The organism is Streptomyces flaveus (genome assembly GCF_014647675.1).
Taxonomy (GTDB): domain Bacteria; phylum Actinomycetota; class Actinomycetes; order Streptomycetales; family Streptomycetaceae; genus Streptomyces; species Streptomyces flaveus.
Map to the genome: position 1 here is coordinate 67,681 of NZ_BMPQ01000007.1, position 13,249 is coordinate 80,929.

Annotated in this window: 14 protein-coding genes; 8 read left to right on the forward strand and 6 right to left on the reverse strand. The window is 70.0% G+C overall.

Annotation, left to right across the window (positions count from 1 at the left end; genetic code table 11):
• Positions 1–153: 153 nt before the first annotated feature.
• Complete coding sequence (locus IEZ21_RS16410; protein WP_189322640.1) at positions 154–762, reverse strand: class I SAM-dependent methyltransferase; 609 nt, start codon at positions 760–762, stop codon at positions 154–156.
• A gap of 194 nt (positions 763–956) precedes the next feature.
• Here IEZ21_RS16410 and IEZ21_RS16415 point away from each other — a divergent pair, with 194 nt between their 5' ends.
• From IEZ21_RS16415 to IEZ21_RS16435, 5 genes are read left to right on the forward strand one after another with little or no spacing between them, the layout of a single operon-like run.
• The gene (locus IEZ21_RS16415) at positions 957–1,730 is read left to right on the forward strand and encodes an MHYT domain-containing protein (RefSeq protein WP_189322641.1); all 774 of its coding nucleotides are present in this window, start codon (positions 957–959) and stop codon (positions 1,728–1,730) included.
• A gap of 53 nt (positions 1,731–1,783) precedes the next feature.
• The gene (locus tag IEZ21_RS16420; RefSeq protein ID WP_189322642.1) at positions 1,784–4,321 is read left to right on the forward strand and encodes a sensor histidine kinase; all 2,538 of its coding nucleotides are present in this window, start codon (positions 1,784–1,786) and stop codon (positions 4,319–4,321) included.
• Positions 4,318–4,755, forward strand: a complete 438-nt coding sequence (locus IEZ21_RS16425) for a roadblock/LC7 domain-containing protein (protein ID WP_189322643.1) — start codon at positions 4,318–4,320, stop codon at positions 4,753–4,755. The genes IEZ21_RS16420 and IEZ21_RS16425 overlap by 4 nt, the downstream gene beginning before the upstream one ends.
• Before the next feature lie 16 nt (positions 4,756–4,771).
• Positions 4,772–5,185 (forward strand): DUF742 domain-containing protein, encoded by a 414-nt coding sequence (locus tag IEZ21_RS16430; RefSeq protein WP_189322644.1) that lies wholly within the window; start codon positions 4,772–4,774, stop codon positions 5,183–5,185.
• A gap of 54 nt (positions 5,186–5,239) precedes the next feature.
• A complete protein-coding gene (locus IEZ21_RS16435; RefSeq protein WP_033322916.1) occupies positions 5,240–5,845 on the forward strand; it encodes a GTP-binding protein in 606 nt (201 codons plus the stop codon).
• 13 nt (positions 5,846–5,858) lie between these two features.
• On the opposite strand, the gene IEZ21_RS16440 is transcribed toward IEZ21_RS16435, so the two are convergent.
• Entirely contained in the window at positions 5,859–6,287 is a 429-nt protein-coding gene (locus tag IEZ21_RS16440) for a PPOX class F420-dependent oxidoreductase (protein WP_189322645.1), read from the reverse strand.
• A 94-nt stretch (positions 6,288–6,381) separates the two neighbouring features.
• Here IEZ21_RS16440 and IEZ21_RS16445 point away from each other — a divergent pair, with 94 nt between their 5' ends.
• Together IEZ21_RS16445 and IEZ21_RS16450 are read left to right on the forward strand one after the other, a co-directional pair.
• Entirely contained in the window at positions 6,382–6,795 is a 414-nt protein-coding gene (locus tag IEZ21_RS16445; RefSeq protein ID WP_033322920.1) for a roadblock/LC7 domain-containing protein, read from the forward strand.
• A gap of 151 nt (positions 6,796–6,946) precedes the next feature.
• The gene (locus IEZ21_RS16450) at positions 6,947–7,888 is read left to right on the forward strand and encodes a DUF6397 family protein (RefSeq protein WP_189322646.1); all 942 of its coding nucleotides are present in this window, start codon (positions 6,947–6,949) and stop codon (positions 7,886–7,888) included.
• A gap of 4 nt (positions 7,889–7,892) precedes the next feature.
• Here the strand turns inward: IEZ21_RS16450 and IEZ21_RS16455 are convergent, their stop codons facing one another.
• Both IEZ21_RS16455 and IEZ21_RS16460 read right to left on the reverse strand, forming a co-directional pair.
• Positions 7,893–8,765: an acyl-CoA thioesterase gene (locus IEZ21_RS16455; RefSeq protein WP_189322647.1), complete on the reverse strand. Its 873-nt coding sequence runs from the start codon at positions 8,763–8,765 to the stop codon at positions 7,893–7,895.
• Positions 8,766–8,784: 19 nt separating this feature from the next.
• On the reverse strand, positions 8,785–11,298 hold the full coding sequence (locus IEZ21_RS16460; protein WP_033322924.1) for a DEAD/DEAH box helicase: 2,514 nt from the start codon (positions 11,296–11,298) through the stop codon (positions 8,785–8,787).
• Positions 11,299–11,443: 145 nt separating this feature from the next.
• On the opposite strand from IEZ21_RS16460, the gene IEZ21_RS16465 reads away from it, so the two are divergent.
• Positions 11,444–12,238 (forward strand): metal-dependent hydrolase, encoded by a 795-nt coding sequence (locus tag IEZ21_RS16465; protein ID WP_033322926.1) that lies wholly within the window; start codon positions 11,444–11,446, stop codon positions 12,236–12,238.
• A gap of 5 nt (positions 12,239–12,243) precedes the next feature.
• On the opposite strand, the gene IEZ21_RS16470 is transcribed toward IEZ21_RS16465, so the two are convergent.
• The gene (locus IEZ21_RS16470) at positions 12,244–12,519 is read right to left on the reverse strand and encodes a type B 50S ribosomal protein L31 (protein WP_189322648.1); all 276 of its coding nucleotides are present in this window, start codon (positions 12,517–12,519) and stop codon (positions 12,244–12,246) included.
• A gap of 54 nt (positions 12,520–12,573) precedes the next feature.
• A complete protein-coding gene (locus tag IEZ21_RS16475; RefSeq protein ID WP_189322649.1) occupies positions 12,574–13,044 on the reverse strand; it encodes a DUF5709 domain-containing protein in 471 nt (156 codons plus the stop codon).
• Positions 13,045–13,249 lie beyond the last annotated feature (205 nt).

Consider the following 13,249-nt stretch of genomic DNA (forward strand, 5'->3'; position numbering starts at 1 on the left):
GGCCACCTTCCCCCTGTGTGAGTGCCACCGCTGATCGCTCACCTGCTGCTAATCAACGTAGAGACGAAGTCCCGGCACCAGAAGAGGGACGGTGCGGTGAACCGGCACGGCGCCGCAATCCGGGGTTACCGGCGCAGCCTCGCCGGAGCGTCCTCAGGAGTCTCGTACAGCCAGTGCGAGGAACCGGGCGTCCTCGTCGACGTACGACGTCATGCGCCAGCCGGAGCCGGACAGAAGCGGGCCGAGGTTGGCCTCCGCGCGCAGGTCGTCCGGTGTGATCTGCCGGCCCTGACGGGCCGCGAGCGCCGCCCGGCCGATGGGATGGAAGAGCGCCAGCTTCCCGCCGGGCCGTACGACACGCGCCAACTCCCGCAGATTCTCGGCAGGGTTCGGCAGGTGTGCGACGAGGCCCGCCGCGAAGACCGCCTCGAGCGAGGCCGTGCGCAGGGGAAGCGCGGCCGCATCGGCCAGCAGCAGCCTTCCCGCACGGTCCCGTCCCGCCCGTACCGCGGCCTCCAGCATGGCGGGAGTCAGGTCCGCGCCCAGAACCACTCCGGAGGGTCCCACGGCCTCCTTCAGCGGCGGCAGGGCCCGTCCTGTGCCGCAGCCCGCGTCCAGTACGTGATCGCCCTTCCGTAGGCCCAGTTCGGCGACCGCCGCGGTGTACGCCGGACCGTCGTCGGGAAACCGGGCGTCCCACTCGGCCGCGCGGACCGAGAAGAACTCCTGCACGTGTGCGTGGTCGTCGCTCATGCTCCGCATGATCTCGCACCGGCGCCCGGCCGGACGCTTTCGCACCGGCGCCGAGCCGTATGATCGGCACTGACGTGAACCGCGAGGCGGTGCACACGTTCGAGCATGACGCGATCGTTCAAGTACACCTTGGCGTCATATTCCAACACCTTTCGAAATGCGCCCCCTTCATGTACTCCAGACCGGGCTAGCGTCCCGGAGCCATGGGACACCTGGACCACGCCACCTTCGGCTGGCTGACCCCCGCGTTGTCGTACGTGATGGCCTGCATAGGCGCCGCCCTGGGGCTGCGCTGCACGGTCCGTGCGCTGGGCGCCTCGGGGCGGTCGCGCCGCAACTGGCTGCTCACCGCGGCCTCCGCCATCGGCACGGGCATCTGGACCATGCACTTCGTGGCGATGCTCGGCTTCAGCGTCAGCGGCACCGAGATCCGCTACGACGTGCCACTGACCATCCTCAGCCTGCTCGTCGCCATGGTCGTCGTCGGCGCGGGTGTCTTCGCCGTCGGCTACGGCCGTGACCGAGGCAGGGCACTGGTCCTCGGCGGCCTCACCACCGGGATCGGCGTGGCGAGCATGCACTACCTGGGCATGGTCGCCCTGCGGCTGCACGGTGACGTGAACTACGACCCGGTGCTTGTCGGGATCTCCGTCGTGATCGCCGTGGTCGCGGCGACCGCCGCACTCTGGGCGGCACTGAACATCAAGTCGCCCATCGCGGTCGCCGTCGCCTCCCTCGTCATGGGAGTGGCGGTGAGCAGCATGCACTACACCGGGATGATCGCGGTCAGCGTGCGTGTCTCCCCCTCCGGCGAGGCCCTGCCCGGGGCCACGGCGATGCAGTTCATCTTCCCCCTCGCCGTCGGCCTCGGGTCCTATCTCTTCCTGACATCGGCGTTCGTCGCGCTCTCCCCGACCGCTGGAGAACGCGCTGCCTCCGCATCGGCCCAGCGACCCGTCGAGAGCGCCGCCCACTAGCGCAGAGACCGCGACCTGCAGGCGCGCCCCGAACCACTTCGAGCGAGGAGGCCATGCGTACACCCCGTAGGACCCCAGCAGGCGGCTCCCAGCCGCCGCCCCCGGCTCCCGCACGGGGCCGCCGCGCGCACGCCGGACCACCGGCCGACGAAGACTCCGCACCGGAAGAGCCGGCCGGTACCGCGCCGAGTGAGATACCCACGCGCGCGGGACGTTGGAGTCCGCGCCCCCGCACCGTGCGGGCGAAGATCGTCTGCCTGTTGATGGTGCCCGTCATCTCCTTGCTCGCGCTGTGGGCGTACGCCACCGTCACCACGGCCCAGGACGTCGCGCGGCTGCGGCAGTTGCAGCGGGTCGACTCCCAGGTACGTACCCCGGTGGCCGCCGCCGTCGCCGCGCTCCAGGCCGAGCGCACGGCCGCCGTACGCCGTGCGACCGACCCCGCCGCCGAGCAGGAGAGCCACCTCAAGCAACTGGCGGCACGCACCGACCGGGCCGTGGCGAAGCTGCGGCTCGGGGAGCACAACACCGTCGCCGACAGCCAGGAGCTGCCCTCCGGAGTGGCGCAACGCCTCGAAACGTTCGTCACCCGTGCCGAGCAACTGCGTTCCCTGCGGACCGCGGTGCTCGAACGGCGGACGGGATGGCAAGAGACGTACGCGCAGTACACACAGACCATTTCGACGGCCTTCTCGGTGGGCGGTGCGCTCACCGGCATCCAGGACGCCGATCTCGGCTCCGACGCGCGCGTGGTGCTCGAGTTCGCCCGCGCGGGGGAGGCCCTGGCCCAGGAGGACGCGGTGCTTGCCGGCGCCCGGCTCACCGGGACCCTCGACGGAGAGCGGCTGCGACTGTTCAACGGTGCCGTCCACACACGCCGGTTGCTCACCGAATCCGCTGTCCCGGACCTGCGCGGGACCGAGCAGGCCGCGTGGGGTGCCCTCGCCGAGGGCAGCGCGTACGCCGAACTGCGCGCTGCCGAGGACAAGGTGCTCGCGAGCCGACACGGCCGCAGGGCCGTCCAGGCCGCGCCCGAGGAGAACTGGAAAGCGGCGCACGCGCGCGTGCAGGACGACATGCGGACGATCGAGGCAGGCGCGGGCCACGGCGTCGCGGACCGCGCCGACCCGTTCCGGCGTGGCCTGCTCTCACCGGCCGGTGCCGCGGTCCTCCTCGGCCTCATCGCCGTGGCGGCGTCCCTCGTCATCTCCGTACGCATCGGACGCGGCCTCGTCGTCGAGTTGGTGAGCCTGCGCAACAGCGCACTGGAGATCGCCCGCCGCAAACTCCCGCACGCCATGCGCCGACTGCGGGCGGGAGAGGAGATCGACGTCCGTGCCGAGGCCCCTCCCGGCCCGCCCGCGGAGGACGAGGCAGGCCAGGTCGCGGAGGCCCTGAGCACCGTGCACCGCGCCGCCCTGCGCGCCGCGGTCGAACGCGCGGAACTCGCCAGCGGCATCTCCGGAGTCTTCGTCAACCTCGCCCGCCGCAGCCAGGTCCTTGTGCACCGCCAGCTGAACCTGCTGGACAGCATGGAGCGCCGGTCCGAGGACCCGGACGAACTGAGCGACCTGTTCCGGCTCGACCACCTGACCACGCGTATGCGCCGGCATGCGGAGAGCTTGATCATCCTCTCCGGAGCTGCTCCCGGCCGGGCCTGGCGGATGCCGGTGTCGCTCTCGAACGTGGTCCGTGCCGCCGTATCCGAAGTCGAGGACTACGCGCGCGTGGAGGTACGACACCTCCCGGAGACGTCGGTCGTCGGAGCCGCGGTCGCCGACCTCACCCACCTCCTTGCCGAAATCGTCGAGAACGCCGCCCAGTTCTCGCCGCCCCACACCAAGGTACGCATCACCGGCGAGCCGGTCGGCAACGGCTACGCGCTGGAGATCGAGGACCGGGGCCTCGGCATGGGCAAGGAGACCCTCGCCGAAGCGAACCGTCGCATCGAGCAGTCCGAAGCTCTCGACCTGTTCGACAGCGACCGGCTCGGGCTCTTCGTGGTGAGCAGGCTCGCCGCCCGGCACGGCATCAAGGTGCACCTGCGGACCTCGCCCTACGGCGGCACCACCGCGGTCGTCCTGATGCCCACCACACTGCTTCACACAACGGCCGCGGAACGTTCCGGTGCCAACCGGGCGGAGACCGGACCGCCCGAGGAACGCGAGTACGCGCGCGTGCCCGCCGCCCCGCAACAGGACTCCGTGGAGCCCTTGAGCGAACGGCCCGCTCTGGTGGCCCCCGCACAGACGGCCACACAGGCCTCCGGGAACGGCCCGCACGACGCCCCACCGCCCGGCGTCACGACCCTGCGGCTGCACCGCCCGGCCGACGACGCCCAGGAATCCGAAGGGCTCCCACAGCGCGTACGACAGGCGAGCCTCGCCCCGCAGTTGCGTGAGGAGCGCCCCGCCGAGCCCGCGGCAGCGGCGAACCCTCAGGTCGACGAGGAGCGCACCCCCGAGCTGGTACGGGACCGTATGGCGGCCTACCGCGCAGGCTGGGCCCGCGGCGGCGGTCGCTCGCCCGGCCTCGGCGCAATTCCCGACCCCGCCTCGGACGGCGACGGCAGCGAAGGAGACCTCGCATGATCCACGACCGGGATATGGGAACCGCGCAGCGGACCGGTGAACTCGACTGGCTGCTGGACGACTTGGTGATGCGCGTCGGTGAGGTACGCCATGCCGTGGTGCTGTCCAACGACGGGCTCGCGATGGGCGCGTCCGGCGGCCTCACGCGGGAGGACGCCGAGCACCTCTCCGCGGTCGCCTCGGGCTTCAACAGCCTGGCCAAGGGCGCGGGCCGCCACTTCGGCGTCGGCGGCGTACGCCAGACGATGGTGGAGATGGACGACGGCTTCCTGTTCGTGGCCGCCGCGGGCGACGGCTCCTGCCTCGCCGTCCTCAGCGCCGTGACGGCCGACATCGGGCTGGTCGCCTACGAGATGGCGCTGCTGGTCAAGCGAGTGGGCGAGCACCTCTCCACGGCGCCGCGGGTCGCCGCGGGACCGGCCGCGTCCGGGTGAGCGAAGGACGACGGACATGACCGAGGACAGAACCGGCCCTCCTGAGCAGCCGGGCAGCCAGTGGTACGACGACGAGGCCGGGCCGCTCGTCCGCCCGTACGCGATGACAGGCGGACGAACCAAACCCGGACCCACCGGGGTGGGCTTCGACCTGATCGCGCTCGTCACCCTGGACACGAGCGCCCCGGACGTCGGCGACGACACCTCACTCGGCCCGGAACACCTGGCCCTCATCGACCTCTGCCGTGCGGAGACCCAGTCCGTCGCCGAACTGGCCGCGGGCGCCGACCTGCCCGTCGGCGTGGTCCGGGTGCTCCTCGGAGACCTCCTGGAGCTGGGCTGCGTCACGGTCAGCCGCCCAGTGCCACCCGCCCAACTGCCCGACGAACGCATCCTGCGCGAGGTCATCGAGGGACTGAGAGCGCTGTGAAGACGGACCCGAACCCACGCCGGCCATGGCCGGCACTCCCGAGAGAAGTGATCGATGGTCTCCGAGCACTCCGACACCCCGAACGGTGAGACGGCCCCACTGGCCTTGAAGATCCTGGTCGCCGGCGGATTCGGCGTGGGCAAGACCACCCTCGTAGGAGCCGTCAGCGAGATCAGGCCGCTGCGCACCGAGGAACTGCTCAGTGAGGTGGGCCAGTCGGTCGACGACACCGGCGGTGTGGACCAGAAGGTCACGACGACCGTCGCCATGGACTTCGGCCGCATCACCATCAGGTCCGGTCTGTCGCTCTACCTGTTCGGCACACCGGGACAGGACCGGTTCTGGTTCCTGTGGGACGAACTGTCCCAGGGCGCCCTCGGTGCCGTCGTCCTCGCGGACACCCGGCGGCTCGGGGACTGCTTCCCCGCGGTCGACTACTTCGAGCACCGGCGCATCCCGTTCGTCGTGGCCGTCAACTGCTTCGCGGATGCGCGTACTTACGGAGCCCACGAGGTATCACGCGCCCTCGACCTCGACCAGGGCACACCCGTGGTGCTCTGCGACGCCCGTGACCGCGACTCGGGGAAGGAGGTGCTGATACGTCTCGTCGAGTACGCCGGGCGGATGCACACCGCCCGGCTGCTCGACTCCGTCGGCTGACGCTGCGGCTCGCTCAGTCCGAGACAGCGGCCTGGGCGAGGACCTTCTCGATGCTCACCCGCACGAGGAGTTCGCCCGGCACGCCGTTGCGGGCGGCGAACTCCTCGGCCCGGTCCTCGCCCATGTAACGCGCCCCTATCCGCCCGGCCCACAGCCGGACCTCATCGAGATCCTCCGAGATCCGGGCGCGCCCCCGCAGGACCACGAAGGCGTACGGGGGCCGGTCGTCGTCCACGCACAGGGCGACCCGGCCGTCCCGGGCAAGATTGCGCCCCTTGACGGTGCCCTTCCCGGTGTTGAAGACAAGGTCGTCCCCGTCGAGCACGAACCAGATCGGTGCCACATGCGGACTTCCGTCCGCTCGGACAGTCGACAGCTTGCCGGTGCGGGTGCCGTCCGAGACGAACGCCCGCCATTCCTCATCAGTCATGTTCTGTGCCATGCACCCATCCTGCTTGCCCGGACGGCGGCTGTGGGGAAGGCTGGCTCGTCAGATCCTCAGGCCAGAGGTGACTCACAACACGGGGAGACGGATCATGGAGCCGAACCAGGGACTCGGCTGGCTGCTGGACGACCTGACCGAGCGCGTCGAACACGTACGACATGCGCTGGTGCTGTCCAACGACGGGCTGGTCACGGCGGCCAGTACGGGGCTCAGGCGCGAGGACGCCGAACACCTCGCCGCCGTCTCGTCGGGGCTGCACAGCCTGGCCAAGGGCTCGGGCCGGCACTTCGGCGCAGGCCGAGTCCGGCAGACGATGATCGAGTTCGATGACGCGGTCCTGTTCGTCACGGCGGCGGGCACCGGCAGCTGTCTGTGCGTGCTCAGCGCGGCCGAAGCGGACATCGGCCAGGTCGCCTACGAGATGACGCTCCTCGTCAACCGCGTCGGTGAACACCTCGACATCGATGCGCGACAGCCGGAACACGCACCCGCCATAGACCCCTGACCTGCAGAGACGTTGACCCGCTCCAGGTTGTCCACAGGCTGAGCGGGGGCGTGGCGAACCGGCTACGGTTTTTCCCGAAGCGAGCGCACGCATACGGCGCAAGCAAGGCAAAGGCACGCAAGTGCATGTCGCTGTACGGGGGAGAACCATCATGTCCGGCAACACCATCACGCAGTCCGCCCTGCCCACCACTGCCCTGGCCGCCGCGGCGGCGGTCCGGCGGACACTCGCGCCGAGCCGTGCGGCGCGGGAACTGGGCCTGAAACGAGGCGAGTTCGACCTCGCCGTCCGACTCGGATGCATCAGGACCGTCCCCGACGAAGGGGGCGGAGGCCGTCGCGTCGCCTGTGTGGAGATCGACCGGGTGCGTTCCGAAACCGGTTTTCCCGAGGCGCTGCGCGAGCGCGTCAAGGCCGTGGGCACCGCGGAGGGCGCGGCCCTCATGGGGGTGTCGGCAGCCCGGTTCACGCGGTTCGCACGCCTCGGCCTGATCTCGCCCGTCAAGTGGTACCTGAACCGGTACAGGGCTGTGGTCTGGCTGTATCTGGCCGAGGAACTGCGGCAGTTCGCCGCGGGCGAGGACAACGCCCCGCTGTTGAGCGGCCGTACGCCCGAGGGTCTGCGCGACCAGTTGGACGCGGGCGTGGACCTGCGGGCCCGCAACTGGCGCGGGCGGCATGTGGGATTTCTGCTGCGGCAGACCGGGGATCCCTGGGCGCGCGCCGCGGCCGTGGCGTCCCTGCTGGATCCCGTGCAGGTCGCGGAGATCATCGAGGACCCGTACGAACGCGCCTATCTGAACCGCTTCCGCCCCGAGCAGCCGGCCCACGGCGCGCCTGATTCACCCGCCGCCCACGTCGTCGCACGGATCACGACTGCACAGGACCCGGACGAAATCAGCTGGCTCCGCAGCGACTTGGCGAACACGATCGATGAGGCACGAGAGGACCGGCCCGCCCCACGTCCGACACCGAGGGAAGCCGAGACACCGCGTGCGCGTCGGGAACCACGGCTGATCGAGGAGCGGCAGAGCGTCGGGGAACCGGAACGCTCCCGCGGCCTCTTCGGATGGCTGCGCCGCAGAAACCCCTGACCCGTCAGGCCTCGAGCTTGCGGAACAGCCCTTCCTGGACGACCGAGACGAGCATCCGTCCGTCCCGGTCGTAGATGCGCCCACGCGCCAGACCTCGGCCACCCGTGGCGATCGGCGACTCCTGGTCGTACAGGAACCATTCGTCGGCGCGGAACGGCCGGTGGAACCACATGGCGTGGTCCAGAGAGGCCATGTCGAAGCCGCGGGGGCCCCAGAGCGGTTCCACCGGGATGCGGACGGCGTCCAGGAGGGTCATGTCGCTCGCGTACGTGAGCGCGCAGGTGTGGATCAGAGGGTCGTCGCCCAGGGGGCCGACGGCGCGCATCCACACGGCGCTGCGCGGCTCGGCGTGCTCGATCTCCTCGGGCGTCCAGCGCAGCCGGTCCACGTAGCGGATGTCGAAGGGCTGGCGCCGGGCCATGCGCTCCAACGTCTCGGGGAGCTCGCCCAGATGCTCCTTGATCTCCTGAGTGACGGTCGGGAGCGACTCAGGATCCGGGACCTCGCGGGCCGGTGGCAGCTGGTGCTCGAAGCTCCCTTCTTCAGGCTTGTGAAAGGAGGCGGTCAGATTGAAGATCGTGCGGCCCTGCTGCACGGCGGTGACGCGGCGCGTGGTGAACGACCGCCCGTCGCGGACCCGTTCGACCTGGTACACGATGGGCACACCCGGGCGGCCCGGGCGCAGGAAGTACGCGTGCAGCGAGTGCACAGGCCGCTCCCCGTCCGTGGTGCGGCCGGCGGCGACCAGGGCCTGGCCCGCCACCTGCCCGCCGAAGACCCGCTGCAAGGACTCCTGCGGGCTGCGGCCACGGAAGATGTTGACCTCGATCTGCTCCAGGTCGAGCAGATCGACGAGTCGTTCCGCTGGGTTCGTCATGTGTCGCGTTCTCCTGTGTTCACAGCTGGCCGACGTCGGTGACCTTGACGATGGCACGTCCCTCGGCGTCGGAGGCAGCGAGGTCGATCTCCGCGCTGATGCCCCAGTCGTGATCGCCGTTCGGGTCTGCGAAGGTCTGCCGCACGCGCCACAGGCCGTTCTGCGGCTCCTCCTCGATGAGCAGCAGCTTGGGGCCGCGTGCGTCGGGGCCGGTGCCGAGGTCGTCGTACTCGTCCCAGTACTTGTCCATGGCCTCGCCCCAGGCGTCGGCATCCCAGCCGGACTCGGCGTCCATCTCCCCGAGTTCCCCGACCTGGTCGAGGGCGGCGAGCTCGACACGGCGGAACATGGCGTTGCGGACCAGGACGCGGAAGGCACGCGAGTTCGAGGTGACCGGCTTGACCTGGTCGGCCTTCTCCTGGGCCTCCTCGGCCGTCATCTCCTCCGGGTTGGCGAGCTGCTCCCACTCGTCGAGGAGGCTGGAGTCGACCTGCCGCACCATCTCGCCGAGCCAGGCGATCAGGTCCTCCAGATCGTCGGACTTGAGGTCGTCCGGGACGGTGTGATCAAGCGCCTTGTACGCGCTGGCGAGGTAGCGCAGCACGATGCCCTCCGTGCGGGCGAGTTCGTAGTGGGAGACGAACTCCGTGAAGGTCATGGCCCGTTCGTACATGTCACGGATGACGGACTTCGGCGACAGCGGATGGTCACCGACCCACGGGTGGCTCTTGCGGTAGGTGTTGTACGCGTGAAAGAGGAGCTCTTCCAGCGGTTTGGGGTACGACACGTCCTGGAGCCGCTCCATCCGCTCCTCGTATTCGACGCCATCCGCCTTCATCGCCGCGACGGCCTCGCCGCGGGCCTTGTTCTGCTGGGCGGCGAGGATCTGCCGGGGGTCGTCCAGCGTCGACTCGACGACGGACACCATGTCCAGCGCGTAGGAAGGGGACTCCGGTTCCAAAAGCTCGAACGCGGCGAGGGCGAAGGTGGACAGTGGCTGGTTGAGCGCGAAGTCCTGCTGCAGATCGACTGTCAGGCGCACGATGCGGCCCTCGGCGTCCGGCTCCTCGAGCTTCTCGACGATGCCGCCGTCCAGGAGCGAGCGGTAGATGGCGATCGCGCGCCGGATGTGCCGCAACTGCTGCTTGCGCGGCTCGTGGTTGTCCTCCAGCAGATGGCGCATCGCGTCGAAGGCGTTGCCGGGCCGGGCGATCACCGACAGAAGCATCGTGTGCGTGACGCGGAAGCGGGAGGTGAGCGGCTCCGGATCGGAGGAGATGAGCTTCTCGAAGGTGTTCTCCGTCCAGCCGACGAACCCCTCGGGAGCCTTCTTGCGGACCACCTTGCGACGCTTCTTCGGATCGTCGCCCGCTTTGGCGAGGGCCTTCTCGTTCTCGACGACGTGCTCGGGAGCCTGGGCGACGACGAATCCCGCCGTGTCGAAGCCGGCCCGTCCGGCGCGGCCCGCGATCTGGTGGAACTCACGCGCACGAAGCGTCCGCACACGGTTGCCGTCGTACTTCGCCAGAGCGGTGAACAGCACCGTGCGGATGGGGACGTTGACGCCGACACCGAGGGTGTCCGTGCCGCAGATGACCTTCAGGAGGCCGGCCTGCGCCAGCTTCTCCACCAGTCGCCGGTACTTGGGCAGCATCCCGGCGTGATGCACACCGATGCCGTGCCGGACGTAACGGGAAAGATTGCGGCCGAACTTGGTAGTGAAGCGGAAGTTGCCGATCAGCTCGGCGATCTGGTCCTTCTCCGCACGCGTGCACATGTTGATGCTCATCAGCGCCTGGGCCCGCTCCACCGCCTGGGCCTGGGTGAAGTGCACGATGTAGACGGGAGCCTGCTTGGTCTCGAGGAGCTCGGTGAGCGTCTCCGTGAGCGGCGTCAGCCGGTACTCGTAGGAGAGAGGCACGGGCCGGGTCGCCGAGCGGACGACCGAGGTGGGGCGGCCGGTCCGACGAGTGAGGTCCTCCTCGAACATCGAGACATCGCCGAGCGTGGCCGACATCAGGATGAACTGGACCTGTGGCAGTTCGAGGATCGGGATCTGCCAGGCCCAGCCACGGTCGCCCTCGGCGTAGAAATGGAACTCGTCCATGACGACCTGGCCGACATCGGCCCGCTTGCCGTCACGCAGCGCGATGGACGCCAGGACCTCGGCTGTGCAGCAGATGACGGGGGCATCGGCGTTGACGGAGGCGTCGCCGGTCAGCATGCCGACGTTCTCGGTGCCGAAGAGCTTGCACAGCTCGAAGAACTTCTCCGAGACGAGCGCCTTGATCGGTGCCGTGTAGAAGGTGACCTCGTCACGGGCGAGCGCCGCGAAGTGCGCACCGGCGGCGATCAGACTCTTGCCGGAGCCCGTGGGTGTCGACACAATCACGTTGGCACCCGACACCACCTCGATCAGCGCCTCCTCCTGGTGGGGGTAGAGCGCGATACCGCGTTCCCCGGTCCACGACTCGAAGGCTTCGTAGAGGGCGTCGGGATCTGCGGTCTGCGGCAGCTGATCGATAAGGGTCACGTCCCCATCTTGCCTGTGATCCCGGGCAATGAGGGAATCGGTTGCCGGACAGAAGATCACGAACGTTACGCTGTGGCGCCGACGAGGGATCAGCGCACCTGGACGACTGGGCGCGAGTACACGAGGAATGGGGCGGGCCACGGCCATGATGGGACCAGCACACTCACTGTCGGGGGCCGCGGCCTGGCTGGGCGTCGGAGCCGCGGCGGCCGCCGCCGGGTACACGATGCCCTGGCCGGTCCTCCTGGTCGGCGCGCTGATCTGCGCCGGCGCCGCGCTCGCCCCGGACCTCGACCACAAGGCGGCCACCATCTCGACGGCCTTCGGCCCCCTCTCACGGGGCCTGTGCGAGATCGTCGACAAGCTCTCGTACGCCGTCTACAAGGGGACGAAGAAGCAGGGCGACCCGCGTCGCTCGGGCGGGCACCGCACCCTGACGCACACCTGGCTGTGGGCGGCGCTGATCGGTGCGGGCACCTCCGCCATCGCGATCACGGGGGAGCGCTGGGCGGTCCTGGCGATCCTCTTCGTGCACATAGTGCTCGCCATCGAGGGGCTGCTGTGGCGGGCGACGCGTGGCCAGAGCGCCGACGTACTGGTCTGGCTGCTCGCCGCGACCAGCGCCTGGATCCTCGCGGGAGTCCTGGACCAGCCGGGCAACGGCTCCGACTGGCTGTTCACGGCGCCGGGCCAGGAGTACCTGTGGCTGGGGCTGCCGGTCGTCCTCGGCGCGCTGGTGCACGACATCGGGGACGCACTGACGGTGTCCGGCTGCCCGATCCTGTGGCCGATCCCCATAGGCCGCAAGCGCTGGTACCCGGTGGGGCCGCCCAAGGCGATGCGGTTCCGGGCGGGCAGCTGGGTCGAGCTGAAGGTGCTGATGCCGGTATTCATGGTGCTCGGAGGAGTGGGCTGCGCGGCGGCGCTCAACGTCATCTGAGCTGTCTACGCCGCGTCGTCCCCGCCCGAGGCCGGGCCCCTGCTGCCGTATCGCTTCTCGAAGCGGGCGATCCGACCTTCCGTGTCCACGGTGCGTGCCTTGCCGGTGTGGAAGGGGTGGCTCTCCGAGGAGATCTCCACATCGACGACGGGGTACGTCCGCCCGTCGTCCCAGTCGATCGTCTGGTCGCTGGTCGCGGTGGACCGGGTGAGGAAGGCGTAGCCGGCGGCACGGTCGCGGAAGACGACCGGGTGGTAGTCGGGGTGCTTGTCCTGCTGCATATGTGCTCCTCGCATGGGGAGTCGGTGCGCGGGCAGGGGGCCGGGACTTGTGGATCAGCCGTACTGGGCGTCCTCGTCCACGATGTGCATGGCGGCCTCCTCCGCCGAGGCGGCGGCGCCGTCGATGCCGACGTCGGTGGCGATCAGCCCGCTCTCCTCGTCCTCGTGCACACCTTCGTCGGGGGCCACGAGACGTCCGGAGCGGATGGTGCCCACCTCGTTGTCCAGGGGCTCGCCGTCGGAATCGAGGCTGTCGCCGATGCCGTCCCCGTCGGACGGCGCGACCTCCGGCAGCTCCTCCGCGAGGCGTTCGTCCAGCGTCTCGCCGCGAAGTCGCTCGGCCGCGGTCACATCCCGGCGTTCCACGGCCCACGGCCGCTCCGGCGGCGACCAGCCCCGGTCCAAGGGGTTGTTCACACCGTCGGATTCCAGGGTGTCCTCGGCGTCGAGCAGCCCCGCGTCGTCCTGCACCTCGGACTGGTCGGGCTGGTAGACGTCGTCTCCCCATCCGTCGGTGCTGTCCACGGGTACCTCCAGGTGATGCGGGCCGACCCGCTGCCACCGCGTTCGGCGGCAGGCGCGCGGGCCGCTGGGCTCAGGCCTCGCTCATACGGAACCGGGTGGTGCCGGTGCGCTCCCCGAGCCCGTGCCGGTGTCCAGCCTTCCACCCCTGGTCGACACACCGCAACGCCACGGAGCGAACCGCCGGCCGGGCCCGCCCTCACGGGAG

Excerpts from the sequence above, each read along its gene's own strand:
- IEZ21_RS16410 (WP_189322640.1), bottom strand. The coding sequence starts at position 762 with ATGCGGAGCATGAGCGACGACCACGCACACGTGCAGGAGTTCTTCTCG.
- IEZ21_RS16415 (WP_189322641.1), top strand. The coding sequence starts at position 957 with ATGGGACACCTGGACCACGCCACCTTCGGCTGGCTGACCCCCGCGTTG.
- IEZ21_RS16420 (WP_189322642.1), top strand. The coding sequence starts at position 1,784 with ATGCGTACACCCCGTAGGACCCCAGCAGGCGGCTCCCAGCCGCCGCCC.
- IEZ21_RS16425 (WP_189322643.1), top strand. The coding sequence starts at position 4,318 with ATGATCCACGACCGGGATATGGGAACCGCGCAGCGGACCGGTGAACTC.
- IEZ21_RS16430 (WP_189322644.1), top strand. The coding sequence starts at position 4,772 with ATGACCGAGGACAGAACCGGCCCTCCTGAGCAGCCGGGCAGCCAGTGG.
- IEZ21_RS16435 (WP_033322916.1), top strand. The coding sequence starts at position 5,240 with ATGGTCTCCGAGCACTCCGACACCCCGAACGGTGAGACGGCCCCACTG.
- IEZ21_RS16440 (WP_189322645.1), bottom strand. The coding sequence starts at position 6,287 with ATGGCACAGAACATGACTGATGAGGAATGGCGGGCGTTCGTCTCGGAC.
- IEZ21_RS16445 (WP_033322920.1), top strand. The coding sequence starts at position 6,382 with ATGGAGCCGAACCAGGGACTCGGCTGGCTGCTGGACGACCTGACCGAG.
- IEZ21_RS16450 (WP_189322646.1), top strand. The coding sequence starts at position 6,947 with ATGTCCGGCAACACCATCACGCAGTCCGCCCTGCCCACCACTGCCCTG.
- IEZ21_RS16455 (WP_189322647.1), bottom strand. The coding sequence starts at position 8,765 with ATGACGAACCCAGCGGAACGACTCGTCGATCTGCTCGACCTGGAGCAG.
- IEZ21_RS16465 (WP_033322926.1), top strand. The coding sequence starts at position 11,444 with ATGATGGGACCAGCACACTCACTGTCGGGGGCCGCGGCCTGGCTGGGC.
- IEZ21_RS16470 (WP_189322648.1), bottom strand. The coding sequence starts at position 12,519 with ATGCAGCAGGACAAGCACCCCGACTACCACCCGGTCGTCTTCCGCGAC.